23 protein-coding genes, 1 tRNA gene and 1 pseudogene are annotated in these 23,940 nt (G+C 61.3%); 10 read left to right on the forward strand and 15 right to left on the reverse strand.

Features of this window, described 5'->3' with window-relative positions; all coding sequences use genetic code 11:
* Window positions 1-7: 7 nt before the first annotated feature.
* The 4 genes and pseudogenes from pstA to RPG13_RS02990 form a co-directional block, all read right to left on the reverse strand.
* A complete protein-coding gene (gene pstA, locus RPG13_RS02975) occupies window positions 8-1,621 on the reverse strand; it encodes a phosphate ABC transporter permease PstA (protein ID WP_337124352.1) in 1,614 nt (537 codons plus the stop codon).
* Window positions 1,614-3,002, reverse strand: coding sequence for a phosphate ABC transporter permease subunit PstC (gene pstC / locus RPG13_RS02980; protein WP_126104620.1), 1,389 nt, complete (start codon window positions 3,000-3,002; stop codon window positions 1,614-1,616). The genes pstA and pstC overlap by 8 nt, the downstream gene beginning before the upstream one ends.
* 121 nt (window positions 3,003-3,123) lie before the next feature.
* A complete protein-coding gene (locus RPG13_RS02985) occupies window positions 3,124-4,128 on the reverse strand; it encodes a PstS family phosphate ABC transporter substrate-binding protein (RefSeq protein ID WP_126104619.1) in 1,005 nt (334 codons plus the stop codon).
* A 505-nt stretch (window positions 4,129-4,633) separates the two neighbouring features.
* A pseudogene (locus RPG13_RS02990) lies at window positions 4,634-5,095 on the reverse strand (response regulator); the annotation flags it as partial.
* Window positions 5,096-5,263: 168 nt separating this feature from the next.
* Here RPG13_RS02990 and RPG13_RS02995 point away from each other — a divergent pair.
* Window positions 5,264-5,500 carry a hypothetical protein gene (locus tag RPG13_RS02995; RefSeq protein WP_337124353.1) on the forward strand — a complete coding sequence of 79 codons (237 nt, stop codon included), beginning with the start codon at window positions 5,264-5,266 and terminating at the stop codon, window positions 5,498-5,500.
* A 328-nt stretch (window positions 5,501-5,828) separates the two neighbouring features.
* Here the strand turns inward: RPG13_RS02995 and RPG13_RS03000 are convergent, their stop codons facing one another.
* Complete coding sequence (locus RPG13_RS03000) at window positions 5,829-6,530, reverse strand: DUF2865 domain-containing protein (protein ID WP_337124354.1); 702 nt, start codon at window positions 6,528-6,530, stop codon at window positions 5,829-5,831.
* Window positions 6,531-6,564: 34 nt separating this feature from the next.
* On the opposite strand from RPG13_RS03000, the gene RPG13_RS03005 reads away from it, so the two are divergent.
* Complete coding sequence (locus tag RPG13_RS03005; protein ID WP_245465468.1) at window positions 6,565-6,990, forward strand: hypothetical protein; 426 nt, start codon at window positions 6,565-6,567, stop codon at window positions 6,988-6,990.
* A 270-nt stretch (window positions 6,991-7,260) separates the two neighbouring features.
* Complete coding sequence (locus RPG13_RS03010) at window positions 7,261-7,476, forward strand: hypothetical protein (protein ID WP_292401395.1); 216 nt, start codon at window positions 7,261-7,263, stop codon at window positions 7,474-7,476.
* A gap of 206 nt (window positions 7,477-7,682) precedes the next feature.
* On the opposite strand, the gene RPG13_RS03015 is transcribed toward RPG13_RS03010, so the two are convergent.
* Window positions 7,683-8,054, reverse strand: a complete 372-nt coding sequence (locus RPG13_RS03015) for a hypothetical protein (protein ID WP_127288593.1) — start codon at window positions 8,052-8,054, stop codon at window positions 7,683-7,685.
* A gap of 428 nt (window positions 8,055-8,482) precedes the next feature.
* Between RPG13_RS03015 and RPG13_RS03020 the strand changes: the two genes are divergently transcribed.
* Window positions 8,483-9,367 carry a hypothetical protein gene (locus RPG13_RS03020; protein WP_245329979.1) on the forward strand — a complete coding sequence of 295 codons (885 nt, stop codon included), beginning with the start codon at window positions 8,483-8,485 and terminating at the stop codon, window positions 9,365-9,367.
* A 445-nt stretch (window positions 9,368-9,812) separates the two neighbouring features.
* Here the strand turns inward: RPG13_RS03020 and RPG13_RS03025 are convergent, their stop codons facing one another.
* The 5 genes from RPG13_RS03025 to RPG13_RS03045 form a co-directional block, all read right to left on the reverse strand.
* A complete protein-coding gene (locus RPG13_RS03025; RefSeq protein ID WP_337124355.1) occupies window positions 9,813-10,703 on the reverse strand; it encodes a glutathione S-transferase family protein in 891 nt (296 codons plus the stop codon).
* Between the two features lie 26 nt (window positions 10,704-10,729).
* The gene (locus tag RPG13_RS03030; RefSeq protein WP_127204280.1) at window positions 10,730-11,311 is read right to left on the reverse strand and encodes a VOC family protein; all 582 of its coding nucleotides are present in this window, start codon (window positions 11,309-11,311) and stop codon (window positions 10,730-10,732) included.
* 215 nt (window positions 11,312-11,526) lie between these two features.
* Window positions 11,527-11,601: transfer RNA gene (locus RPG13_RS03035), tRNA-Glu, on the reverse strand.
* A 90-nt stretch (window positions 11,602-11,691) separates the two neighbouring features.
* Window positions 11,692-12,099 (reverse strand): VOC family protein, encoded by a 408-nt coding sequence (locus RPG13_RS03040; protein ID WP_127204281.1) that lies wholly within the window; start codon window positions 12,097-12,099, stop codon window positions 11,692-11,694.
* On the reverse strand, window positions 12,096-12,473 hold the full coding sequence (locus RPG13_RS03045; protein ID WP_337124356.1) for a fimbrial protein: 378 nt from the start codon (window positions 12,471-12,473) through the stop codon (window positions 12,096-12,098). Before RPG13_RS03045 ends, RPG13_RS03040 begins: the two co-directional genes overlap by 4 nt.
* Before the next feature lie 27 nt (window positions 12,474-12,500).
* On the opposite strand from RPG13_RS03045, the gene RPG13_RS03050 reads away from it, so the two are divergent.
* The 3 genes from RPG13_RS03050 to RPG13_RS03060 all read left to right on the forward strand — a co-directional run bounded on the left by RPG13_RS03050 (window position 12,501) and on the right by RPG13_RS03060 (window position 15,586).
* A complete protein-coding gene (locus RPG13_RS03050; protein WP_128284117.1) occupies window positions 12,501-13,586 on the forward strand; it encodes an RluA family pseudouridine synthase in 1,086 nt (361 codons plus the stop codon).
* 207 nt (window positions 13,587-13,793) lie between these two features.
* On the forward strand, window positions 13,794-14,705 hold the full coding sequence (gene rpoH / locus RPG13_RS03055) for an RNA polymerase sigma factor RpoH (protein WP_029348727.1): 912 nt from the start codon (window positions 13,794-13,796) through the stop codon (window positions 14,703-14,705).
* Window positions 14,706-15,076: 371 nt separating this feature from the next.
* Window positions 15,077-15,586: a hypothetical protein gene (locus RPG13_RS03060; RefSeq protein ID WP_127204284.1), complete on the forward strand. Its 510-nt coding sequence runs from the start codon at window positions 15,077-15,079 to the stop codon at window positions 15,584-15,586.
* 33 nt (window positions 15,587-15,619) lie between these two features.
* On the opposite strand, the gene RPG13_RS03065 is transcribed toward RPG13_RS03060, so the two are convergent.
* The 4 genes from RPG13_RS03065 to RPG13_RS03080 form a co-directional block, all read right to left on the reverse strand.
* Window positions 15,620-16,492: an MBL fold metallo-hydrolase gene (locus RPG13_RS03065; RefSeq protein WP_337124357.1), complete on the reverse strand. Its 873-nt coding sequence runs from the start codon at window positions 16,490-16,492 to the stop codon at window positions 15,620-15,622.
* Between the two features lie 151 nt (window positions 16,493-16,643).
* Window positions 16,644-17,303 (reverse strand): peroxiredoxin, encoded by a 660-nt coding sequence (locus tag RPG13_RS03070; RefSeq protein WP_095487241.1) that lies wholly within the window; start codon window positions 17,301-17,303, stop codon window positions 16,644-16,646.
* 182 nt (window positions 17,304-17,485) lie between these two features.
* Window positions 17,486-17,851, reverse strand: coding sequence for a cell division protein ZapA (locus RPG13_RS03075; RefSeq protein ID WP_095487243.1), 366 nt, complete (start codon window positions 17,849-17,851; stop codon window positions 17,486-17,488).
* Between the two features lie 11 nt (window positions 17,852-17,862).
* Window positions 17,863-18,135 (reverse strand): DUF4164 domain-containing protein, encoded by a 273-nt coding sequence (locus RPG13_RS03080; RefSeq protein ID WP_023797069.1) that lies wholly within the window; start codon window positions 18,133-18,135, stop codon window positions 17,863-17,865.
* A gap of 272 nt (window positions 18,136-18,407) precedes the next feature.
* Between RPG13_RS03080 and tkt the strand changes: the two genes are divergently transcribed.
* The 3 genes from tkt to RPG13_RS03095 all read left to right on the forward strand — a co-directional run bounded on the left by tkt (window position 18,408) and on the right by RPG13_RS03095 (window position 23,870).
* Window positions 18,408-20,399 carry a transketolase gene (tkt, locus tag RPG13_RS03085; RefSeq protein WP_095487245.1) on the forward strand — a complete coding sequence of 664 codons (1,992 nt, stop codon included), beginning with the start codon at window positions 18,408-18,410 and terminating at the stop codon, window positions 20,397-20,399.
* Window positions 20,400-20,553: 154 nt separating this feature from the next.
* Window positions 20,554-21,564 carry a type I glyceraldehyde-3-phosphate dehydrogenase gene (gene gap / locus RPG13_RS03090; protein ID WP_337124360.1) on the forward strand — a complete coding sequence of 337 codons (1,011 nt, stop codon included), beginning with the start codon at window positions 20,554-20,556 and terminating at the stop codon, window positions 21,562-21,564.
* A 416-nt stretch (window positions 21,565-21,980) separates the two neighbouring features.
* Window positions 21,981-23,870, forward strand: coding sequence for a potassium/proton antiporter (locus RPG13_RS03095; protein ID WP_126104596.1), 1,890 nt, complete (start codon window positions 21,981-21,983; stop codon window positions 23,868-23,870).
* The last annotated feature ends 70 nt before the right edge of the window (window positions 23,871-23,940 follow it).

Genomic DNA, 23,940 nt, shown 5'->3' on the forward strand with positions numbered 1-23,940 from the left:
CTACTCCTTACCAGCGCCGCTCGAAGCGCCTGCGCAGTATCACCGCGATGGCATTCATGATGACCAAAAACACCAGCAAAATCAAAATCGCCGCCGAAGTCTTCTGCTGGAACCCCGCTTCAGGAAAATCGGCCCACATGAATATCTGCACCGGCAGGATCGTCGCGGGATCGGTGAAGCCACCGGGAATGTCGACGATGAAGGCGACCATGCCGATCATCAGCAACGGCGCGGTTTCACCCAGCGCATGCGCCATTCCGAGGATGGTGCCGGTCATGATACCCGGCATCGCCAGCGGCAGGACGTGATGGAATACGGTCTGGACCTTGGACGCTCCGATGCCAAGCGCCGCCTCGCGGATCGACGGTGGCACGGCGCGCAGCGAAGCGCGTGAGGCGATAATGATGATCGGCAGGGTCATCAGCGCCAGCACCATGCCGCCGACCACCGGGGCCGAGCGCGGCAGGCCGAAGAAATTCAGGAATACGGCAAGTCCAAGCAGGCCGAAGACGATCGAAGGCACCGCCGCCAGATTGTTGATATTCACTTCGATGATCGTCGTCAGCCGGTTCTTGGGCGCAAATTCCTCAAGATAGATCGCCGCCGAAACGCCGATCGGGAAGGCGATGGCGAGCGTTACGATCATGGTCAGGAACGATCCGACGACCGCGCCCCAGATACCGGCCAGTTCCGGCTCGCGGCTTGCGCCGGTGAAGAAGAAGATCGAGTTGAACCGGCTTTCGATCAGGCCGGCGCTCTTCAGCGTATCGAGCCAGACGATCACCTTGTCCGAAATCTTTCGCGATGCTTCCGGCGTGTCGATGACCCGCAGGAATGCCTGGCCGCTCGCGGCTGGCGCCGTGCTGTCCAGCGCCTCGATCACCGTGCCCTTTGCGACCGCCGTTCCGTTGGCCCCAGGCGACAGCGCGGTCAGCTTGACCGTGCCGCCATTGAACGCGACCAGCAGCGACGACGCGCCGCTCGTCAGCGTGAGCATGCCGTTTTCGCCCTCGGTCGCACCATGGCCGCGCGCCAACGCCAGCATGGCATCGTCGCCGAAGGTCAGATCGATGTCGCCGCTGCTTTGCGAAGGCGTGACGCTTGTCGAAATCGCCTCGTCCGAACCGACGTCGGCAAGCAAACCCTTGAGATAAAGGTCGGCAAAATCGTCAAGTGGAACCGCGTAGTCCACCGTTCCTCCGAGCATCCCCGGATCAGCAGCGATATCTTTGCGCAGGAACACGCCTGTGCCGGTGGAAATCAGTCCGCGCAGCAGGCGCTTGTCCTGACGGCTCGTCACATCCGGAAATTTTGCCGTAAGCGCTTCCTGGGCGATGGCGTCGTAGTTGACGGCGTCGAGTTTCGCCGGGTCGACCTTGGCCGCCGAAAGATCGATCGGCAGCGTCAGATAGTTCTGCCGCAGCGCCGGGATCGCCTGCGTGACGATCGTCGACAGGAGCAGCACAAGGAATAAGCCGGCCAACGCGACGGCTGCGGCGCCAAGCCATTTGAACCATGTTTCCGCACGGTAACGACCCTTTAGCCGCGCCTTCGCGGCGTCGTCGGTATGAATACTGACCGGCCGTCCGACGGCACCGAATGACGAGATCGCATCAGTCATATTGCTCTCGGTATTTCTGGACGACGCGCAAAGCGACGATGTTGAGGGTAAGCGTGATGCAGAACAGCACCAGGCCGAGCGCGAAGGCTGCAAGCGTCTTGGCGCTGTCGAATTCCTGATCGCCCACAAGCAGCGTCACGATCTGCACCGTCACGGTGGTGACCGCTTCGAGCGGGTTGGCGGTGAGATTTGCCGCCAGCCCCGCGGCCATGACCACGATCATTGTTTCACCGATTGCGCGGCTGACTGCGAGCAGCATCGCCGAAACGATGCCCGGAAGGGCCGCGGGAAGGATCACCTTGCGGATGGTTTCAGACTTGGTCGCGCCGAGGCCGGCAGAACCGTCTCTCAGGGATTGCGGAACGGCGTTGATCACATCATCGGAAAGCGAGGAAACAAAGGGAATGATCATGATACCCATGACCACGCCTGCGGCGAGCGCGGATTCTGACGCAACGTTGAGACCCAGGCTTTCGCCCAGACCACGGAAGTAGGGCGCAACCGTCAGCGCAGCGAAGAAACCGTAGACGACGGTCGGAATGCCAGCAAGGATTTCCAATACCGGCTTTGCGACCGCGCGGACGCTTTTGGAGGCGTAATCCGAAAGATAGATCGCAGCCATCAGCCCGATAGGCGCAGCTACCAGCATGGCAATGAAGGTGATGAGCAACGTGCCGGCAAACAGCGGCACCATGCCAAAAATGTCCTGGTTGACCGCCCCGGCTTCCGCTCCGGCGCCGGTGAAGGCGCTCTGTGGCGACCAATGCGTGCCGAACAGGAACTTATAGAGCGGCACCTGTTGGAAGAACCGCAAGGATTCAAAGATGAGCGACAAGACGATGCCGATCGTCGTCAGGATCGCGACCGCCGAACAGGTGATCAAGAATGCGCGAAGAACGCGCTCGACCACGTGGCGCGCCCGGTAGGCCTGTGCGATGCGCGAATAGGCCCAGTAAAATCCGGACGCGGACAGTATGAGCGCGATCCCCCAGATGATCCAGGCGCTGGTCGCATGGATCGATTTGTAGACGGCCGCGGCCGCCTCTTTCGTGGGATCGGCGAAGCCGACAAGCCCGCCAAAGGCCATCGCGCGAGCGTCGCGGATGAAAGCTTCGACCTGCGGAATGCCCATTCCCGACAACTCGGCGGAGAAGCGGTCGGCAATGATCGACGATTCAATTCCCGGCGTCACCATCGACCACAGCACGATCGCAAGCAGCGCGGGACCGGCGGCAAAAAGCGCCAGGAACATGCCATGCTGGCCAGGCAGCGAATGCAGCCGGGCGACGTCGCCATTGACACTGGCAATGGCGCGTGTGCGGCCTATCCAATAGGCCGCAGCAGCCAGAACTAACAGAAGAACAACGAGATAACCGACCATGATTCAGGACGTCCCCTCGACCGCCGGCCATTCACCGGCTCAAAGCACGGGACGTTGGTCCCGCGCTTTGTGCTTTAGAGCATGAGGGTCAGAGCGGATATTTGCCCGGACCCCGAAAAAATCAGGAGCCCATGCCCTTCAGGGCCTTGGCGTTTTCGGCCCACGTGGCGCGCTCGGCGTCCGGCAGCGGGATCAGGCCCTTGTCGGCCAGATAACCCTCAGGACCCCATGCACCCTCCGAGGTGTACTCTGCGATGAACTCTTGCATGCCGGGGATGACGCCGACATGCTCTTTCTTGGCATAGATAAAGAGCGAGCGGGAAACGCCGTACTTGCCGGATGCGATGTTTTCGAAGGTCGGCTCGACGCCGTCGACCTTGTGGCCCTGCAGCTTGTCGGCATTCTGGTCAAGGAACGAGAAACCAAAGATGCCGAAGGCATTGGGGTTGGCTTCCAGCTTCTGGACAATCAGATTGTCGTTTTCGCCGGCCTCGACAAAAGCGCCGTCTTCGCGGATTTCGCCGCAGCCCTTTTCATTAGCCGCCTTCACCTCTTCCTGGCAGGCCGCATCCATGACGAGTTCAACGAACGCGTCGCGCGTGCCAGACGTGGGCGGCGGGCCAAGCACTTCGATCTTTGTCGCGGGAAGCGACGCATCGACATCCGACCAGTTCTTGTAGGGGTTGGCGACGACCTTTCCGTCAACTGCGACATTCTTGGCGAGCGCCTTGAAAACCTGTTCCTTGGTCAGATCGACGACAGTCCCTGCCTTCGAGTTGGCGAGCACGATGCCGTCGAAGCCGACCTTGATCTCGACCGGCGTCACGCCGTTTGCCTTGCAGGTTTTAAGCTCGCTGTCCTTGATGGCGCGCGAGGCATTGGTGAAGTCGGCGGTATTTTCGCCGACGCCCTGGCAAAACAGCTTCATGCCGCCGCCGGTGCCAGTCGATTCGACGACCGGGGTCTTGATCTGCCCGCTCTGGCCGAGCTTTTCGGCGACAGCCGTCGTGAAGGGGAACACTGTGGACGAACCGACGATTTGAATCTGGTCGCGCGCGGCGGCATAACCAGCCGACGCGGCGAGCGCAAGCGCCGCGGCCGACGCCGTAAGGAGGAATTTCTTCATGTGGCCTGCTCCTGTTCGGAATATGGTCTCTCGGCGCCATTCCTTCGGCGCCCGCTGAGGCCAATAGCCCCCGATTATAACAGTCGCATGACAGTTTGATGTCAGCCCGGTAACGCCGCACAGCCATGTCGAAAGGGAAGCGCCGCGGGTCTCGCCGGCACAGCCGTGGTTTGCCGCTGGAATCAGCAGCTTGCACGGTTTCCAGCCGGCATTTCCCTTCGACTGGCGGTGCAATTTGCGCCGAAAAAGAAAATCCGGGCGGGAGCGCGTTGCATGCGGCCAAAGGAGGTCATGGCCGCGCCATCGCCGAAACAGGTCCGTTGGGGTAAATCTGACCCTGTTTCTTGCCGGCGGTCGCTGCTCCCGCCCGTAACTGGAGGAGCGGAACTCGAATGTGCTTATTGTCCCAACCTGGCGCACGCTTTGGTATGGTGCGATCGCGCCATAGTTTCGTCCGCAACGCGTCGCCGAATCTCAAGTGAACTTCTGCAGCCTGACCGGATGCCTATCCCGCGTTGCGCTGGATTTCGCCGTCCGCGCCGAGCCAGCGTTCGACCTTTTCGAGCAAGGCCCTGGGGCTGACGGGCTTGGGCAGATAATCGTCCATGCCCGCCTCCAGGCATCGTTCGCGATCACCCTTCAGCGCATGCGCGGTGACGCCGACGATCGGGACATGCGCGCCGGTCTCTTGTTCCAGCCGCCGAATAGCGGCGGTCGCGTCGTGGCCGTTCATCTCAGGCATCGAAACATCCATCAGGATCATGCGCGGATTGAGCCTGCCGAAGGCATCGAGCGCCTTGCGGCCATTGCCGACGATCTCGAAGCCGTAGCCGGTCTCGCCGAGAATCTGAGTGAAAACCATTTGGTTCACCTCGTTGTCCTCGGCAACGAGGATGTCCAGCCGATGCCCGGTGCCTGCCGGCGCGCTGGTGCGGGGACGAACCGGTGGCGGCTGCAGCAGCGCCCGCCCGGACGCGGCTCCGTATACGGGCAGCGGCGGTTGCACCGGCGATGACTGCGCCATGTCGTTCTCGGAACCGCCGGCCGGCGGCGCGCCGGAATGTGCCCCACAAGCATCAACGTTCCGCTAACCTTAACGGACCGTGACCAGTGCATCGGATTTGGAATTCGGTTGTTGCGCCGCTCCAAACTGGGGCGAATTCGCATTCGCCAAACTGCAGCGCCGCGCCTCGTTTCGGGCGCGCTACGGACGCTGCGGCACTTTGATTTTGCCCGCGATATTCCGACGGTTGCCGCTAGAACCGAAGCCGCGTTACAATCCCGTAAGGGTGTTGTCGATGTTGGGACGGATTCTGCCTTTTTTGCTATGCCCGATGCTGCTGTTCGGGAGCGGCTGCTCGCGCAGTTATGACGGCACCGTCGTCATTCCAAGGCCGCTCGATGTCCGGCGGTTCTGGGACAGGCCGCCGCAGCAGGCGCAAGCCGAACAGCCGCAGTTGCAGACCGATGTGTTTCCTGTGGCGCCCCAAACGCCGAAAAAAGCCGAGGTCCGCAGAACCAACACCCCCGTGGCGCCGAGAAGGCAAATCACCAGGATTTCCAAAGATCCGCCGACGCCGTCATCCGAGCCGGCAAAACCGCTCACTTGCAGGAATGTCAGCCAACCCGGAAAACGGGTCCGCATGGTCTGCGAATAGCCGACCGGCATTCAACGGTGATCTAAATTAAGCTCCACGGGGTCAGTTTTCGGGGAAGAAAGCCGGCCCGACCACCCTTACCGGCCGCGTTTCGGTTAATTTTTCGATCGACTGATGCTGAGCGGCGCCCTTGGCTTCGGCATTGGGAGCCCCGAGATCCGGAGCTTTGGCATCGGGTTCGAGAATTTCTGCAACGGCGCCAAGATCCGGCTTTGTCGTCGGCAATGGAATGATGGCGTTGGCCATGTTGGCGGGTGTTACCGTCCGCGCCCTGAGTTCGGCGACCCGCCGGGAATACCGCTTGACGCTACAAGCCTTGAAATTCGCGTCGTCGCGGTACCGGAAAGCGGCCGCAAGCTCCGTATAGGGTTTTCGCGTCTCGAGAGCGACCATCGCCTCGGTCTCGAGGCTGGCATCCTCCAGCGTATAGAGGTCGACACCGGGATCGTCGCAAATGTAGCGGCACTGATCGACGGTCTCCTTCAGATCGTCTCTTTTGGCGAACTGCGATTTTGGCGCGGGGAAGAAATATCCGTCCGACAGGCGCACGCAAAACAGCATCGGGCTGCCAGCATATTTCAGGCCAGCGGACTGGGTTTTGGCTGCCGAACGCTGGTCCTGCTGCTGCTCTTTCTGCCGATTCTGTTGCTTGGCGGTGGGCGCGCAGCCCAGGGCGGCGAACCTGGCCCGCAGGCCGGCTGTATTCCTGCCCGCATTCGATGCGGCCGCGATCTGGCGTTGCACCTCTGCCTTGCTCCTGACGAGATCGGCACAAGGGTTGAAGAAGAACCCGACCAGCGAACTTTTGGCCGAACATTGGCGCTGTTTCTCCAACCGTTGGATCGCAACAAGCTGCCGGCGAAACTGCGCAAGCTGCGGGCTCGACCCGCCGCCGCGTTCGGCCGAACGCATTTGGCTTTTGATCGCGCTGCAACTATCCGCGTATGAAGAGGAAGTGCCGAGCATAAATGCCGTCACCAATACCGGCACAAGAAACATGTCAGACCAGAAGCGTGTCATTGGAGCGACCATTGCCATTGTTTCTGCCGATAACCTGGAACCGCATTCTTTGTTGATGGTGAATAAGGGTTCTCTAAATGAGCACCACCTAATTCCAGCGAGATTGCAGTTTCAAGAGACTTTAATACTAGTGTATTACATGTATTCGCGTAAATTCAATATTGCACTTTTGTTTCAAGATTGAGACGAAACCAAAAACAACGCCGGCTACCCGCGCCACTGCCGAAAATTTGACCTGACTGGCAGGTTTCGGACTCCTCGATCGACCGGTGAATTTCCGATCAATCCGGCGTTACCGGCAGTTTCGCACTGAAACCTTTGTCCTGTCTTCGGCGTTAAATGGCCATTGCAGCGCCGCGCGTCCCTTTGGGCGAAAGGCCGCTGTAACGTTTTGATTTGGCGCATGGTCCTTTCCGGTCTTGGGCCATGCGCTGGACGGTCAAAGGAGACGCGCATGTCGATTCACTTCACTGTCTCGGGCCTGACCAGAAATCTGTTTCATTCGCTTGGACTGGACCATGAGCGCGCGCCGAGACCTCTCAGTCCTGAGCAAAGTCTTTTGCTGGAATGCTATCTGGCCGGCCAGATTCCGGAATCGGCCTGGAGCGACTACGTCTTCGAAACGCCGGAATTGGCGCGCCATGTCAATGCGAGGCGTGGGCAGCACTAGAGCAATTCCAGGAAAAGTGCGTAGCGGTTTTCCGTCCGGAATTACGTAAGAACAAATACTTAGAGCGGTTCGGCGATTCTATCAAAAGCTGAACCGCTCTAACATCTCGAACCGGCGTTAGGCCCGATCGCTTGGGATCGGCGCCACCGGGCTATGCGTGGCTGAATGGCCGCCCGGAAACGAGCGAGCTTTTGCTTGGGATGGCGTTACTGTTTGGGCGAGCTGAATTGCAGGGTGAAGACGTTGCCTGCAATCCCTTGGGCGAGCGCCGGCGAAAAGCTCAGCGGCAAGCAGTCTTCCACGGCGGCGATCGCGGCATCGACAAAGGATTGTCGTGCCTTCGCGTCGCCGGTCACGTTGATGGCAGCCGGCCTTGGCGGGCCGATTAGCGTGCCATTGCGCTTGAAGCTGAAGCTCAACGTGACGGTTGAATTCCCGGCATCTGCCGGCGGGGTCCAGCACGCCTGGATCGCAGCCCCGACATCATCCATGGTGTTGAGCGATGCGGCATTCGATTGACAGGTGGCGCCTGCCAATACCGCGCCCGCAATCACCCACAGCCCTGCAGCGCGTTTCATTGCAAGTCCTCGTCCTTCCGCCTTGCCCGCACAGCGATATGGTACGGACAATGGTGACGATGACAATATGTTTTGCGAAGGCTTGATGCCCGGCAATTCGCGAAGTCAGGCCGCAGTTTCCCGGGCGAAATGGCCCTTGAGAGCAAAAAGGCCGGCACATGGCCGACCTTTCCTTTTCACCTCGCCCGCGCCAGTACATCCGTGGTCACGGATTGGGGGTGAATTGCCGATCAGTAGATAGGGCTTTGGTTAACAAATCCTTAGCTGGCGGGCTGCTCACCGACGCGTCCTGGCCAACCTTGATCGGCGTTTTCGTGATGAATGCGGAAAGTCGTTTTTAAAACCAGCACAGACTATTAATCGTTGTGCACCAACATGTTGGCGCGTGAGACATATCGAAGTAACTATCGTATTCTGGAAGTCGTTTTATGGCCGTGCTTGGCGCCCTCCCTCCCGACGTTCTCTGTCGACCAATTCGCGAAGCTGATTGGGAAGGGGTGGTTGACTGCCTGTGCCGGGGCTTTCCGAAGCGTGACCGGAATTACTGGATACAGGCGCTGACCCGTTTGTCGCAGCGGCCTGCCGTCGCCGAGTTCCCACAATACGGCTTGGCTTTGGAGAAGGCTGGTCGGATCGTTGGCGTTGTGCTGACCCTATATACCCGTTATCGCGGGCAGGAAGGGGACGAAGTCCGCTGCAACCTTTCAAGCTGGTCCGTCGACGCGGAATCCCGTCCCTATGGCGCCAAATTGGTTACGACGATTCTCAAGCAAAGGGACGTGACGTACACGAATATTTCGCCGGCGCCCGCGACATTAAAGGCTAACTGGGCGCTCGGCTTTCGCCCCTTTTCCACCGGACAATTCGCCTTCTTGCCGGCTTTGAATTCAGTGCCGCAGTCATATCGCGTGCTCGAGGCTCGTCCCGATCTTGCGGAAATGGCGATGCTGCCCGACAGTGAGAGATACATACTCTCGGAACACTCCGCGCTGGGCTGCATGTCATTGATTTGCATTTGCGACGGCGTGGCGTTTCCTTTCGTATTGATGCCGCGCCGAATATTGCGCGGTCTTGTCCCGTGCTATCAGGTCATCTATTGCCGCTCCCTCGCGGATTTGAGCCGGTGCGCCGGCGCTGTGGGGCGCTTTCTCTTGCGAAGCGGCATCCTGCTTTGCGTCGTCGACGCCAAGGAGCCGATTGCAGGTCTGCACGGGCGGTACCGCCACAACAGGGGGCTGAAATATTTCAAGGGCCCCAAACCACCCTCGCTTGGAGATCTGACGTTCACCGAGCTTGTGATATTCGGTCCCTGAACGACAAGCGCAACAACCTGTTGGGCTCTGGCGATGCCGAAAGTGAACCCCCGCCTTGGGCGAGGGTTCCATTTTTGAAGCTACGATCTGCTACTGAACAGGGGCGGTCTGAGCTGGCGGGGTTGCGGGTGCCGGCGTCATCGTGTCGGCTGGAGGTGGCGGCAATTGGCCAGCGGTCGTCGCCTGCGTTCCTCCTGATTGAGTTTGGTCACACGCCGCCAGGGCAGCAAGCGCCAAACCGAACGCGGCGAATAAAGGTAGTTTGCGGGTCATGTACAGTCCCTTCCATGGACGCCACCCGCGCGGCCCCATCATCGGGACCTATGCCCCCAGGTCAACCGTCGCTTCTTCGTCGACGCTTCAAACATTCTTACGTCCAGTAAAAGGCAGGGCTTTCGCCCTCTGTTTTAGGTCGGCTTAGGAAGCAACCGTTAGAGCGAAAGCCTCACGCCTCGGCCTGTGACTTCACATAGGCGATATAGCCGCGCACGTCGCTGGCCGGCTCCGCGTAGGCCTTGCCGAGCTTCTTCTCGATCGCCGCCATATATTCCTTTGCCCATTGGGGCAGCGCGTAGTCGATGACGGCGAGGAATTCCAGCGTCGCCGCCAGGCGGATGTCGGCGATCGATGGGTTCTTGCCGCCGATGAACGGCTTGCCGTTCCTGAAGAAGGAGTGAAAGACCTCCAGCGGCTCGGCAATTGCGGCCGCCGCGGCCTTCTGGGCTTCCGATTTCCTGTCAGGGTGGGCGTCGCTGTGGCCGACCTCGCCGGCATATTGCGGAAAATTCAGCGCAGGATAGGTGGCGCGCGCCACATAGGGGTAAAGCGTGCCGATCAGATAGAACATGGCGCTGTCGATCATTGCCCGCTTGGCCGGCGCCTTGGGATACAATTTCTCCAGCCCATGCTTGTTGGCGAGATACTGCATGATGGCGCAGCTCTCCCACAACACGCCTCTCGGCAAGCCCTTGTCCTCGATCATCGGCGTCAGATGGGCTGGGTTTCGCGCCATGTATTCAGGCGAGCGCGTGTGGCCCCATACGTCGGTCTCGGAATGATCTAGCCCCGCCGCCCGTGCAAACACCCGAACGCTCATGTTATTGACGCTCGGCTTCAGCATGCTGAGCGTCAGCGCGGACTTTTTCGCTGATTTCGCTATGGCCTTCCGCGCGGACTTCGCGGATGCCTTGGCTGCAGGTTTTGCGGGGGCTTTCGTTGCCGACTTGGCGGAAGCTTTCAACGTTTTGGCTGCAGGCTTTGTCGCTGCCTTGGCAACTGGTTTTGTGGCGGCCTTGGCAGCCGGCTTCGTCGCACTCTTCGTTGTCGTCTTTGCCATTGTGTTCCTCCCTCGGGGTGCTGTCGTCAGTATGGATTTTTCGGCGCCCGATCGTCCGACAAGGTGGCGCGTGAGCGCTCGACAAGCGCCTGGATCGCGTCGGCAAGATGCACCTCGGCTATTGCGTAGTCGCCGCGCCCAACGCGGATTTTGTGCGCCTGCATCAGAACGTCGGCGTGGGTGAAGCCCGCCGGCGGCTCGAAACGGTAGGAGGCGAGCTCGATCAGCAGGCCGAGCGGATCCTCGAAATAGATCGAATCCATAAAACCGCGATCCTTGACGCCGCTATGCTTGATGGCGCGCTCGTCGAGCCGGGCGACCGCCTGCAGAAAGGTAACGCGCGACACCGCAAACGCGATGTGATGGACGCAGCCCGGATCGGTCGGCGTGCGCCGTTTCTCCGGCGTGCGGCTCTCATCGGTGAAGATGGTGATCAGCCGGCCGTCGCCCGGATCGAAATAGAGGTGGCTTTCGCTGGCCTTGTCGAGGTTGGGCTGCTCGAAGATGAAAGGCATGCCAAGCACGCCTTCCCAGAAGTCGATGGAGGTCTGGCGCCCGGCGCCGACCAGCGTGATGTGATGGACGCCCTGCGATTGCAGTTTCTGCATTGGCCCTCTCTCCCTACGATCTCCTCGTCCCCAGGACGAGCGTCGATCTATTCGCTGCGCGACAGATTCGTCCCGGCGGCGTTCTGCGCACCGTCCTGGACCCTTGGCCCTTCGGTTACATGAAGCGATGCTAATTCAATTGAGGGCGCCGCACCAGAAGCGACGGCTCCGGCTTTGACCGACGGCGATACCCGTGTACGCAAATTTGAAATCCTTGGTACGCCCAAGGGGAATCGAACCCCTGTTCCCGCCGTGAGAGGGCGGTGTCCTGACCGCTAGACGATGGGCGCGTTCAAGAACCGGCGATATAGGCTGACGGCTGGGAAAAAGCAACTGGCCTTCGGACAGTCTCTAGTGCCGGGAAAATATCCGTTGCAGGCTTACCGTTTTGGCTGGATCAAGTCCCAGAGATTTCCGTGGAGATCGGCGAAAACCGCTACAGTGCCATAGGCCTCGTGTCGGGGCGCCTCACGGAATTCGACGCCCTTTTCGAGCATCAGCGCGTGGTCGCGGGCAAAGTCGTCGGTTTCGAGGAACAGAAAGACCCGGCCGCCGGTCTGGTTGCCGATGCAGCTTGCTTGCAAGTCGCCCGACGCTTCTGCCAGAAGCAGCCGCGCGCCGTGTCGGTCTGCCGGCGCCACCGTGACCCAGCGCTTGCCGCCGCCAAGATCAACGTCTTCGGTGAGTACAAAGCCCAGCTTGCCGACATACCAGGCGATCGCCTCGTCATAGTTTCTGACCACGAGTGCGACCGTGGCGACGCGGCGATTTTCGGCGAAACCAGTCATTTGTTGCGGATCGAAAAGCGACCGATGATGCGGCGCTCAGTAATGGCGTAGACAAAAATGGCGCGGCTGCCGTCGGCAAGCTCCGCATCGATGGAGATGCGATTGCCGGAGAGCGACTGGCTGATGACCTTGGCGCCGACCGGCAGCACGATGTCGCCGGTCAGCGGCTCGCCTGATGGCACCTGGATGTCGCCGGCCAGTGGCGGGCTAGCCGGCGGCGCGGTGCGCGTTTTGTAGACAAGGGCTGCGATCACCACCATAAGGGCAAGGAACAGCAGGCCGAGATTAATGGCGACGAAGCGGACGAGCTTCTTGCGCACCTTTTCGACTTCGGGGTCGAGCGGCTTTTCCTCGTCTTCATCGGCAGCGGCCATGGCAAACATTCCGGAACTTTTTTTTCGATGAGCGCTCATAACGAAGAGGCCCCCATATTGATAGAGGATGGATTGATGGAGGGCGGATCGCCAAACGGGGGATCGCCAGACGGGGGATCGATCATGCTGGAAGCGGGTCCCGATGCGGCCGGCCAGCGCCTCGACCAATGGCTGGCGGGCAAGCTCGGTCCGGACATGTCGCGCAGCCGGGTGCAGATGCTGATCAGGCAGGGCGCCGTCAAGGTCGGCGGCCAGCCGGTCACCGAGACCAAGCGCAAGATGGCGGCCGGTGACCGCGTGTCGGTCGACATGCCGGAGCCGGAGCCGGCGGAGCCGCAAGGCGAGAACATCCCGCTCGACGTCCTCTATGAAGACAATGAATTGATCGTCATCAACAAGCCGTCGGGGCTGGTCGTCCATCCCGGCGCCGGCAACTGGACCGGCACGCTGGTCAACGCGCTGATCCACCATTGCGGCGACAGTCTTTCCGGCATCGGCGGTGTGCGGCGGCCGGGCATCGTCCACCGCCTGGACAAGGAGACCAGCGGCGTCATGGTCGTCGCCAAGACCGACCGCGCCCACAAGTCATTGTCGGAGGCCTTTGCCGACCATGGCCTGACCGGCGATCTCAAACGCGCCTATTTGGCTTTGGTCTGGGGCATACCGATGAGACCGACAGGCACGGTCGACGAGCCGCTTGGCCGCGCCGCCGACCGCGTGCGCCGTGCCGTGGTGCCCGAGGGCCGCGACGATGCCCGCCACGCCGTCACCCATTTCACCGTGATCGAGCGCTTTGGCGAGCAGCAAAAGGAATTTGCCACGGCAAGCCTGGTCGAATGCCGGCTCGAGACCGGCCGCACCCATCAGATCCGCGTCCACATGGCTCATATCGGCCATCCGGTCGTCGGCGATCCCGATTATGGCCAGGCGTTTCGCACCAAGGCGAACCGGCTGCCCGAGCCGCTGAAAGGCCGGGTGAAGGCATTTCCGCGACAGGCATTGCATGCCCGCCTCCTTGAATTTCGGCATCCGACTACCCATCTAACGATGAGGTTCGAGGCGCCGGTACCGAGGGATATGGAGGAACTCGTCGACGGTTTTCGCAAACTCTGAACCGCCTTCCATCCACTCAAAACCTGATTGGCAAAACCTGACAGTCGTTGTTCACTTTGGCGTGACACACTGTTTCGTGTTGAACCAATGCTGTCCTTTCTGGTTTTGTTCCTATATACATCCGCTGTCGCGACGAGCCTTTTGGCGTTCGCGACATATGCCCGCCGCGTTTCGGGGGCACCACTCCAAGAGAGAGGGGGCGCTATCATGGCCCAGTCATTACCCAGTATCGTTTCCGGCGAAGGCGGCCTCAGCCGCTACCTGGAAGAAATCCGTCGCTTTCCGATGCTTCAGCCGCAGGAAGAGTACATGCTCGCCAAGCGTTACGCTGAGCATGAGGACACCACGGCTGCGCACAAGCTCGTCACCAGCCACCTTCGGCTCGTCGCCAAGATCGCCATGGGCTATCGCGGCTACGGCCTGCCGATCGGCGAGGTGATCTCGGAAGGCAATGTCGGCCTGATGCAGGCTGTCAAGAAATTCGAACCGGAGCGTGGCTTCCGGCTTGCCACCTACGCCATGTGGTGGATCAAGGCCTCGATCCAGGAATACATCCTGCGCTCGTGGAGCTTGGTCAAGATGGGCACGACCGCCAACCAGAAGCGCCTGTTCTTCAACCTGCGCAAGGTGAAGGGCAAGATCCAGGCGCTCGACGACGGCGATTTGAAGCCCGATCAGATCACCGAGATCGCCACCCGCCTCAACGTGTCCGAAGCGGAGGTGGTGTCGATGAACCGCCGCCTTTCGGGCGATGCCTCGCTCAACGCACCGATCCGGGCGAGCGAAGGTGAATCGGGTGAATGGCAGGACTGGCTGGTCGACGACCACGAAAGCCAGGAAGAGGCGCTGATCGAGCAGGACGAGCTGGAAAACCGGCGCGGCATGCTGTCCGGCGCTCTTGCCGTGCTCAACGAGCGCGAGCGGCGCATCTTCGAGGCGCGCCGCCTGGCCGAGGAGCCGCTGACGCTGGAAGAGCTGTCGGCCGAGTTCGACATCAGCCGCGAGCGCGTGCGCCAGATCGAGGTGCGCGCCTTCGAGAAGGTGCAGGACGCGGTCAAGGCCGCGGCCAAGCGCCAGATGCAGGCCCTGCGCACCATCGAGGCGCAGCCGGCGGCGTAAGGCTTCCGACGAAACAAATAACGGCGGCGTCAGGCAACTGGCGCCGCCGTTTTTTATGGGTCCTCCGACTGCCGGGAGAGCTGTACCTTGGTGCCATATTCTAGCTAGGGTTGGTTATTGCCCGCCCATGCGACGCGCTACCGCTCCACCAAAGATGCCGGCGGTTTCGGCCTCGCCATCGCGTTCGCAAACGATCTTATTCATAGCGGCATTATAGCAATTTTCCCCAAGCCCCGGAAACCGCAACGCTGCAAATTGTGGCGGCAATGTTCCGGCGCCTTACGAGCTTCCGTCGCGAAATTCCACGAAGCGGCACTTGCGGCAGGCGGGCGCGACAATGGGGCGCCGACCTCGTCTATTTGGAGATGACGATGACGATTTCTCAGTTTCTCACCGCTCTCGAATCCGAAGGTCCCCCAGCCGACCGAGCGAAAGAGATGGACCTGTATGGATGGCTAATTGGAAGCTGGGAAATGGACACGGTCCACTACCTCGACGACGGCACAATCCAGAAATGGAATGGAGAATGCCATTTTGGCTGGGTGCTCGAAGGCCGCGCGATTCAGGACGTTTGGATCAGGCCCAAGCGCCCTGCGCCGTCCACGATGTTTGGCACGACTTTGCGCATCTTCGATCCTGGGATCGATGGCTGGCACATCATATGGAACGACCCGCTCAACCGAGATCACTCGCGCCAGATCGGGCGGGCCGAGGGTAAGGACATTGTCCAGCTCGGCAATGACTCGCGCGGTCTGAAAACTCGATGGCGTTTCACTGAGATCACTACCAACAGCTTCCATTGGATCGGCGAGGAAAGATCTTCCGAGAGCGACCCTTGGCAAATCACGTATGAACATTTAGCCCGCAGAACAAAACCCTGAAGCTAGACTAGCTGGCGTCTGCGACCCATCTCATCACAAGCAATCGAGCGGAAATTTCAAATACCGGCGGCCGTTGGATTCCGGTTCCGGCAAGCGTCCACCATTCATGTTGACCTGCAGCGCGTGCAGGATCAGCCTGGGCATGGGCAGCGTCCTGTCGCGCGCCTCGCGCAACGCCACGAAATCGGCCTCGGTCCTGCAGGCGGCAATATGGGTGTTCTTGGATTTCTGTTCCGCGACAGTGCTCTCCCACAAGGGTTCGCGCCCCTCCGCCTGGTAGTCATGGCCGACGAACAGGCGTGTCTCGTCCGGTAGCGCGAGGATATCCTGGATCGAGCGCCAGAGCCGGGCGGCACTGCCGCCGGGAAAGTCCGCTCTCGCCGTGCCGCTGTCCGGCATGAACAGCGTATCGTGGATGAAAGCGGCGTCGCCGATCACATAGGTGATCGATGCCAGCGTGTGGCCCGGCGAAAAAAGCACCTTTGCCGGAATGCCGCCGACCGAAAAGGTCTTGCCATCCGCAAACAGCCTGTTCCACTGGGATCCGTCGGCAGGAAAATCCGGCCAGTTGTAGATCACCTTCCACAATTTCTGGACGTCGATGATCTTCTCGCCAATCGCCGTCGGCGCTCCGGTCTTCGCGCTGAGATAGTGCGCCGCCGAGAAATGGTCGGCATGCGGGTGGGTGTCGAGGATCCATTCGACGACCAGCCGTTGATCTCTAATGAAGTCGAGCAGGGCGTCGGCATTCTTCGTCGCCGTGGCGCCGGACTTCTCGTCGAAATCCAGGACCGGATCGATGATTGCGCATCGTCGCGTCTGCGGGTCGGCGACGACATACTGGATGGACCCGCTCGGCTTGTCGTAAAAGCCTGCCACCTGCAGCTTGGCCGATGTCGCGTCCAATCCCGGCTCCCTCAACTCCTACCCGGCAGGAATGGTTTTCCCTGCCGGGGCAAAAGAAGAGCATGGTCATTCGCCAGCGCCACGCCGTCAAGCACCGCATGCTCGTGCAGACGAGAAAACCGAAAAATCTCCTGTGCCGCCTCTGCCCTGCTCAGGCAGCGGGCTGCTTGGTCTTCCGGAGATACGGCAGTATCGTCTCATAGGCGCCGAAACGCTTGATCGCATCCTCGTTGGAAACGGCGGCGGTGATGATGACGTCCTCGCCCTGCTTCCAGTTCGCCGGCGTCGCCACCTGGTGCTTGGCGGTCAGCTGCATGGAATCGATGGCGCGCAGGATCTCATCGAAGTTGCGGCCGGTGGTCATCGGGTAGGTGAGCACCAGCTTGATCTTCTTGTCGGGGCCGATGACATAGACCGAGCGCACCGTGGCATTGTCGGCGGGCGTGCGCCCTTCCGAGGTTTCGCCGGCACCGGCCGGCAGCATCTCGTAAAGCTTGGCGACCTTGAGATCCCTGTCGCCGATCAGCGGGTAGTTCACCGAATGGCCGGTCGCCGTCTTGATGTCGTCCTGCCATTTGGCGTGGTTTTCGACCGGATCGACGGAAATGCCGATGATCTTGACGTTGCGCTTCTTGAACTCGCCTTCCAGCCCGGCCATCGTGCCGAGCTCGGTCGTGCAGACCGGCGTGAAATTCTTCGGATGGCTGAAGAGCACCGCCCAGCCGTCACCGATCCATTCGTGGAAGCTGATCGTCCCTTGCGTGGTTTCGGCCGTGAAATCCGGCGCGATATCGTTGATACGAAGGCTCATGACGTGTCCCTACCCTGTGATTGCAGATTTGCAGATCGCAGCCGGCACCCACCGGCGCTGCTCTGCCCTTCTACCACTCCGGTGTCATCCTTCAAACGCCTGTTGCCACCGGCATTGAGGCCGGCGGCGAAAAATTTTCATTGCTTCTCGGCAAATGCAGCAGGAATTTCCGCTGCGCTGGCTCAGGCCTTGTTCACCGCCAGCGTCGTCGCCAGATCTTCCATGCGCTGGGCGAGCGCGCCAAGCGCATTCGTCAGCACGGAATCGTTCTTATCGGCCTTGGTCAGCGCGTCGTCACGCGTCTTGCGCAGCGTCAGCACTTCGCTTTCCATGCCCTTGACGCGTTTTTGCAGTTCCGAAAGCTCGTCCATGACCATGATGCCGGCCATCACGGTCAGCCGCTGGTCGCCGATCTCGCCGAAAGAATCCTTCAGATGCGAGACATAGCGGTCGAAGCGCTCGGCGAGGTCGATCAGATGCTCTTCCTGGCCCTCGTCGCAAGCCATGCGATACTGCTTGCCGTCTATGGAAACCGTGACTTGTGCCATTGGGCCAGCCCCTATCTATCCAACACGGCGCGGATGGTTTCCATGGCGGTCACCAGCCGACGCGACACTTCCTTGTTGGCGTCTTCCAGTCGTTCGGCGCGCGCTTCGGAATTGTCGAGTTCCTGCGCCAGCCGCGAGCGGTCGGCGTTCATGCGCTGCACCTCCGCCTCGGCTTCCGTATAGTCGCGCTCGTGCTCGAGCTTGGCCGCGACGGCATTTTCCAGCCCCTCGATGGCCTTACCCAGCCTCGCGATGACTTCCTTGAGTGTCGTTTCCCCGGTCATGGCTTTCGTCCTGCGCCCTGCCCATCACCGAATCATCCACGTTCAGAACGCGTTATGTCTGAAACATTACGCGCCGTGTGAAGCCGACGTCAATAAAGGTCTCGCGACTGTCCCCTGCTAACGCTAATGTAGGGCCTCCAAGACCCTTCTGGCGCCATCACAAGACCGGCAAAAGCGCGCCGGTTTATTGACTAAAAAGCCGCGCCTGCTATGTGTCGCGCACCCCTTTCCAGGGCTCTCCCAAGGCCCCAAACCCCCACACTGGAGGAAGCATGACCTCGCGTGAACAACATGACCGGATGGCCAATGCAATCCGTTTTCTTTCCATGGACGCTGTCGAGAAGGCCCAATCCGGCCATCCTGGCCTGCCCATGGGCTGCGCCGACATTGCCACGGTGCTGTTCACGCGTTTCCTGAAATTCGACGCCAAGGCTCCACACTGGGCCGACCGCGACCGTTTCATCCTGTCGGCCGGTCATGGATCGATGCTGCTCTATTCACTGCTCTACCTGACCGGCTACGAGGACATCACCCTCGACCAGATCAAGCATTTCCGCCAGTTGGGATCGAGGACGGCAGGCCATCCCGAATACGGCCATGCCGCCGGCATCGAGACGACGACCGGCCCGCTCGGCCAGGGGCTTGCCAATTCGGTCGGCTTCGCACTCGGCGAGCGCATCATGAATGCCGCCTTCGGCAATGACCTTGTCGACCATTACACCTATGTGCTGGCCGGCGACGGCTGCCTGATGGAAGGCGTTTCGCAGGAGGCCATCGCGCTTGCCGGACATCTCAAGCTGAACAAGCTGATCGTCTTTTGGGACAACAACAACATCTCGATCGATGGCCCGGTGTCGCTGGCCGACAACACCGATCAGGTCGCCCGCTTCCAGGCGTCCGGCTGGAACGCCAGCCACATCGACGGCCAGGATCCGGAAGCGATCGCCTATGCCATCGAGGCGGCCCGCCATTCCGACAAGCCGACGATGATCGCCTGCAAGACCACGATCGGCTTCGGCGCGCCGACCAAGGCCGGCACCAACAAGGCGCACGGTTCGCCGCTCGGCGCTGATGAAATCGCCGGGGCGAGAAAGTTCTTCGGCTGGGATTCGGCACCTTTCGATGTCCCTGCCGATATCCTCGATGCCTGGCGCGACGCCGGCAAGACGGGTGTCAAGGCACGCACCGACTGGGAAGGCCGCCTCGCCAAGGCCGATGCCAATTTGCGCAGCGAATTCGAGCGCCGCATCAGTGGCAAGCTGCCGGCGAATTTCGACGCCGTCATCACCGACTACAAGAGGAAGCTCGCCACGGACAAGCCAAAGGTCGCCACCCGCAAATCGTCGGAAATGGCGCTCGAGATCATCAACGGCGCGGTGCCGGAAACGATCGGCGGCTCGGCCGACCTGACTGGCTCCAACAACACCAAGACCAGCCAGACCAAGAACATCACATCAGACGATTACGGCCAGCGCTACGTCCACTACGGCATTCGCGAGCACGGCATGGCGGCCGCGCTCAACGGACTGACGCTGCATGGCGGCCTCATCGCCTATGGCGGCACCTTCATGTGCTTTTCCGACTACGCCCGTCCGGCGATGCGGCTTGCGTCGCTGATGGGCATCCGCTCGATCTTCGTCATGACCCATGATTCCATCGGTCTCGGCGAAGACGGTCCGACCCATCAACCGGTCGAGCATTTGGCCGCACTGCGCGCCATTCCGAACCACAATGTCTTCCGCCCGGCCGACGCGGTTGAGACCGCCGAATGCTGGCAATTGGCCATTGAGCAGGAAAAGACGCCTTCAACGTTGGCGCTGACCCGGCAGAACCTGCCGACGGTGCGCAACGACTTCGTTGCGGAAAACCTCAGCCGCCAGGGCGCCTATGAGCTGGCCGCCGCCAATGGCGATGCGGCGGTGACGATCTTCTCTTCGGGCTCCGAGGTCGAAATCGCGCTGGCGGCGCGCGAGGCGCTGGAAAAGCACGGCCATCCGACCCGCGTCGTCTCGGTCCCCTGCTTCGAATTGTTCGACAAGCAGAGCGCCGACTATCGCAAGAAGACGATCGGCAACGCGCCGATCAAGATCGCCATCGAAGCCGGCATCCGCCAGGGCTGGGATCATTTCATCGGCACCGACGGCATCTTCATCGGCATGACCGGCTTCGGCGCCTCTGGCACGATCGAACAGCTCTATCCGCATTTCGGCATCACCGCCGAAGCGACGGTGAAGGCGGCGGAAGCCCGCCTGCACGGCGAATAAAGCTTGGCGCCCGCGAAAACGCGCGTAGCGGTTTTGCGGGCAGCCTCAGTTTGGTGGACTTAAATCCAACCCATCGACGGCTGGATTCTTTGGCAGCCCGCCGTTATGAAGCTGCGGACTTGATCTTCGGCCTCCAACTCCCAGGGAGAAAAAAATGACCGTCAGAGTTGCCATCAACGGATTCGGCCGCATCGGCCGCAACATCCTGCGCGCCATCCACGAATCCGGCCGCAAGGACATCGATGTGGTTGCCGTCAACGACCTCGGCCCGGTCGAGACCAATGCGCATCTGCTGCGCTTCGACAGCGTGCACGGCCGCTTCCCGCACGAAGTGACGGTTGACGGGGACCAGATCACTGTTGGCACGGAGAAGTTCAAGGTCACCGCGATCAAGGATCCGACGCAGCTGCCTTGGAGGGAGCTCGGCATCGACATTGCGCTCGAATGCACCGGCATCTTCACCGCCCGCGACAAGGCAGCGGCGCATTTGACCGCCGGCGCCAAGCGGGTCCTGGTCTCGGCGCCTGCGGAAGGCGCCGACCTCACCGTCGTCTATGGCATCAACCATGACAAGCTGACCGAGGACCACATCGTCATCTCCAACGCCTCCTGCACCACCAACTGCCTGGCGCCGTTGGCAGCCGTGCTGCATGAGGCCGTCGGCATCGAGAAGGGCATGATGACGACGATCCACTCCTACACCGGCGACCAGCCGACGCTGGACACCATGCATAAGGATCTCTACCGCGCCCGCGCCGCGGCCCTGTCGCAGATCCCGACCTCGACCGGTGCGGCCAAGGCGATCGGCCTCGTGCTGCCCGACCTCAAGGGCAAGCTCGACGGCATCTCCATTCGCGTGCCAACCCCGAACGTCTCGGTTGTCGATTTCAAGTTCATCGCCAAGCGGCCAACGACCGTGCAGGAGATCAACGAGGCGGTGATCGCCGCCTCCAAGGGCAAGCTGAAGGGCATTCTCGCCGTCACCCATCACCCGAACGTGTCGATCGACTTCAACCACGATCCGCATTCCTCGATCATGGCGCTCGACCAGACCAAGGTCATGGACGGCAACTTCGTTTCGGTGCTGTCCTGGTATGACAATGAATGGGGTTTTTCCAACCGCATGGCCGACACAGCCGTTGCATTCGGCAAGACCATCGCCTGATCACAGGACCATCTTCTCGCGACTTGGAAACGCCCGGCTCTGTCCGGGCGTTTTTCATTGGAGCGCCGCGTTCTTGTGTCGGCAGATCGCACGTCTTGGAGATTGGCCTGACGGCCATCGCGCTTCGTCATCCTGGGGCGGAGCAAGGAGCGAAGCGACGCGGCGCAGACCCCAGGATCCATGCCGTGCCGTTGGAGCGTTGCGGCCGTGCAGAATTCTGTTCCGCCGCATTCCGGCTGATGTCACGGCATGAATCCCAGGGTCTGCGCGACGCCGCTTCGCGGCTGCTTCGCCCTAGGATGACGAAGTTGGGCGGCATAGGGCAAAAAACCACCCTCCCGCCTTGCACCGGTCATGTCTTCGCCTCACTCTCCCGTAAAGCGAGAGGTACACGAAATTGAGGGGGCGGTTTTCGGATGGAGCATGCGATCTATCTCGTAACGCTGGTTGGCACCGCACTTGTCGTTGCAGCCGCGTTTTCGAGCCTGATCGCCTTCCGCTTCGGCGCTCCTCTCTTGCTGTTGTTTCTCTGCATCGGCTTGGCCACGGGCACCGACGGCCTCGGCATCCAGTTCGACAATGCGCGGCTGGCTTATTTTGCCGGCTCACTGGCGCTGGCGGTGATCCTGTTCGATTCTGGTTTCGGCACGCCGCTCAATGTCTTGCGGCAGGCGGCCGGACCGGCGCTGTCGCTGGCAACGATCGGCGTCCTTGTGACCACTGGCCTGTTCGGCGTCGTCGCCTATTACCTGCTCGATCTCAGCTGGCTGGAATCCTTCCTGCTCGGTGCCGCAGTTGCCTCGACCGACGCAGCAGCGGTGTTCTTCCTGTTGCGCGCCGGCGAGATCAATTTGCGCGAGCGCGTGCGCTCCACGCTCGAGGTGGAATCCGGCACCAATGACCCGATCGCCATCTTCCTGACCATCACCCTGGTCGAGATCATCGCCGTCAACGCCAATCTCGAGGCCGGGGTGCTGGCTACCGACCTCGTCCTCGGTTTCCTTCTCAACATGGGGCTTGGCGCTATCGTCGGCATTTTCGGCGGCCTTGCCATCGTGCGCCTCGTCGACCGGCTCAATCTCGACCACGGGCTGCTGCCGATCTTCGTGCTGACACTGTCGCTGATGGTGTTCGCCGCCGCGGGCGCCATTGGCGGCTCCGGCTTTCTGGCGGTCTATCTCGCCGGCCTCATTGCCGGCAATTCCGACATCCGCGCCGTCACCATCCTCAAGCGCTTCCAGGACGGCATGTCGTGGCTGGCACAGATCATCATGTTCCTGATCCTCGGCCTGTTCGCGACGCCTTCGCAATTTCCGGCGATCCTGCTGCCGGCGGTGCTGCTAGGCTTGTTCCTGATCTTCGTGGCGCGGCCAATCGCCGTCTGGCTTTGCCTGATGCCGTTCCGTCTGCCGCGCCCGGAAGTCGCCTTCATCTCATGGGTGGGCCTGCGTGGCGCGGTGTCGATCCTGCTCGCCATCACGCCGCTGCTTGGCGGCCTTGAGAACGGCCGCCTCATCTTCAACACCGCCTTCATCGTCGTGCTGGTGTCGCTGGTCATCCAGGGATGGACTGTCGGACCGCTGGCGCGCCGCCTCGGCCTGATCGTGCCGGCCCGCCTGGGGCCACTGGACAAGGTCGAGCTCGAATTGCCCGGCTCCGCCCATCACGAGCTTCTCGCCTATCGCGTAGCACCTGGCAGCCCAGTGGCGCGCGGTGAGCGCATTCCGCGCTGGGCGCGGCCGTCGCTGGTGCTGCGCGACGGGCGCTCGATGCGCTTCCAGGACATGGGCAGGCTCGCCGCCGGCGACCATGTCTACATCTTCGTGCCGGATCGCTATCCAGCCCTGCTCGACAAGCTGTTCGCCAGCCGCGCCGTGGTCGATCCCGAGGATGCGGACTTCTTCGGCGCCTTCGCCGTCGATCCGGCGCGCTCCGCCGCGGAACTGGAAGCGGCCTACACGCCGGGCCTGACCGAGGAGGAACGCAAGCTGACCGTCGGCGACCTGGTGACGGAGCGGCTCGGCGGCCATGCCGAATATGCCGACCGCGTGCTGATTGGTCCGATCGAGCTGATCGTCCGCGACGTCGACGACAAAGGCAAGATCACCGGCCTTGGTCTTTCCCTCGAGCCGACCGCGCCGGTGGCACGGGTGCCGGTGTTCCTGAGTGCCGGCGAAATCGGCGACCGTATCGTTGCCTTTGCGCGCAATTGGCGCAAGCGGGTCAAAAAGCAGAGTGGCGAGGCGCTGACGGACGCGGAACCGGCTCCACAGCCGGTGGTGGAAAAGGCAACCGACGAGGGCTGACGGCTCCCGACACGGGCTGTGGTCATTTTCCGCGTAGCACCATTGCAGGTCTTGCATCGTCGTTGTTGCG

The organism is Mesorhizobium sp. ISC15 (genome assembly GCF_037162615.1).
GTDB lineage: Bacteria > Pseudomonadota > Alphaproteobacteria > Rhizobiales > Rhizobiaceae > Mesorhizobium > Mesorhizobium mediterraneum.

Excerpts from the sequence above, each read along its gene's own strand:
- pstA (WP_337124352.1), bottom strand. The coding sequence starts at position 1,621 with ATGACTGATGCGATCTCGTCATTCGGTGCCGTCGGACGGCCGGTCAGT.
- pstC (WP_126104620.1), bottom strand. The coding sequence starts at position 3,002 with ATGGTCGGTTATCTCGTTGTTCTTCTGTTAGTTCTGGCTGCTGCGGCC.
- RPG13_RS02985 (WP_126104619.1), bottom strand. The coding sequence starts at position 4,128 with ATGAAGAAATTCCTCCTTACGGCGTCGGCCGCGGCGCTTGCGCTCGCC.
- RPG13_RS03010 (WP_292401395.1), top strand. The coding sequence starts at position 7,261 with ATGTCGATTCACTTCACTGTCTCGGGCCTGACCAGAAATCTGTTTCAT.
- RPG13_RS03015 (WP_127288593.1), bottom strand. The coding sequence starts at position 8,054 with ATGAAACGCGCTGCAGGGCTGTGGGTGATTGCGGGCGCGGTATTGGCA.
- RPG13_RS03020 (WP_245329979.1), top strand. The coding sequence starts at position 8,483 with ATGGCCGTGCTTGGCGCCCTCCCTCCCGACGTTCTCTGTCGACCAATT.
- RPG13_RS03025 (WP_337124355.1), bottom strand. The coding sequence starts at position 10,703 with ATGGCAAAGACGACAACGAAGAGTGCGACGAAGCCGGCTGCCAAGGCC.
- RPG13_RS03030 (WP_127204280.1), bottom strand. The coding sequence starts at position 11,311 with ATGCAGAAACTGCAATCGCAGGGCGTCCATCACATCACGCTGGTCGGC.
- RPG13_RS03040 (WP_127204281.1), bottom strand. The coding sequence starts at position 12,099 with ATGACTGGTTTCGCCGAAAATCGCCGCGTCGCCACGGTCGCACTCGTG.
- RPG13_RS03045 (WP_337124356.1), bottom strand. The coding sequence starts at position 12,473 with ATGGCCGCTGCCGATGAAGACGAGGAAAAGCCGCTCGACCCCGAAGTC.
- RPG13_RS03050 (WP_128284117.1), top strand. The coding sequence starts at position 12,501 with ATGAGCGCTCATAACGAAGAGGCCCCCATATTGATAGAGGATGGATTG.
- rpoH (WP_029348727.1), top strand. The coding sequence starts at position 13,794 with ATGGCCCAGTCATTACCCAGTATCGTTTCCGGCGAAGGCGGCCTCAGC.
- RPG13_RS03060 (WP_127204284.1), top strand. The coding sequence starts at position 15,077 with ATGACGATTTCTCAGTTTCTCACCGCTCTCGAATCCGAAGGTCCCCCA.
- RPG13_RS03070 (WP_095487241.1), bottom strand. The coding sequence starts at position 17,303 with ATGAGCCTTCGTATCAACGATATCGCGCCGGATTTCACGGCCGAAACC.
- RPG13_RS03075 (WP_095487243.1), bottom strand. The coding sequence starts at position 17,851 with ATGGCACAAGTCACGGTTTCCATAGACGGCAAGCAGTATCGCATGGCT.
- RPG13_RS03080 (WP_023797069.1), bottom strand. The coding sequence starts at position 18,135 with ATGACCGGGGAAACGACACTCAAGGAAGTCATCGCGAGGCTGGGTAAG.
- tkt (WP_095487245.1), top strand. The coding sequence starts at position 18,408 with ATGACCTCGCGTGAACAACATGACCGGATGGCCAATGCAATCCGTTTT.
- gap (WP_337124360.1), top strand. The coding sequence starts at position 20,554 with ATGACCGTCAGAGTTGCCATCAACGGATTCGGCCGCATCGGCCGCAAC.
- RPG13_RS03095 (WP_126104596.1), top strand. The coding sequence starts at position 21,981 with ATGGAGCATGCGATCTATCTCGTAACGCTGGTTGGCACCGCACTTGTC.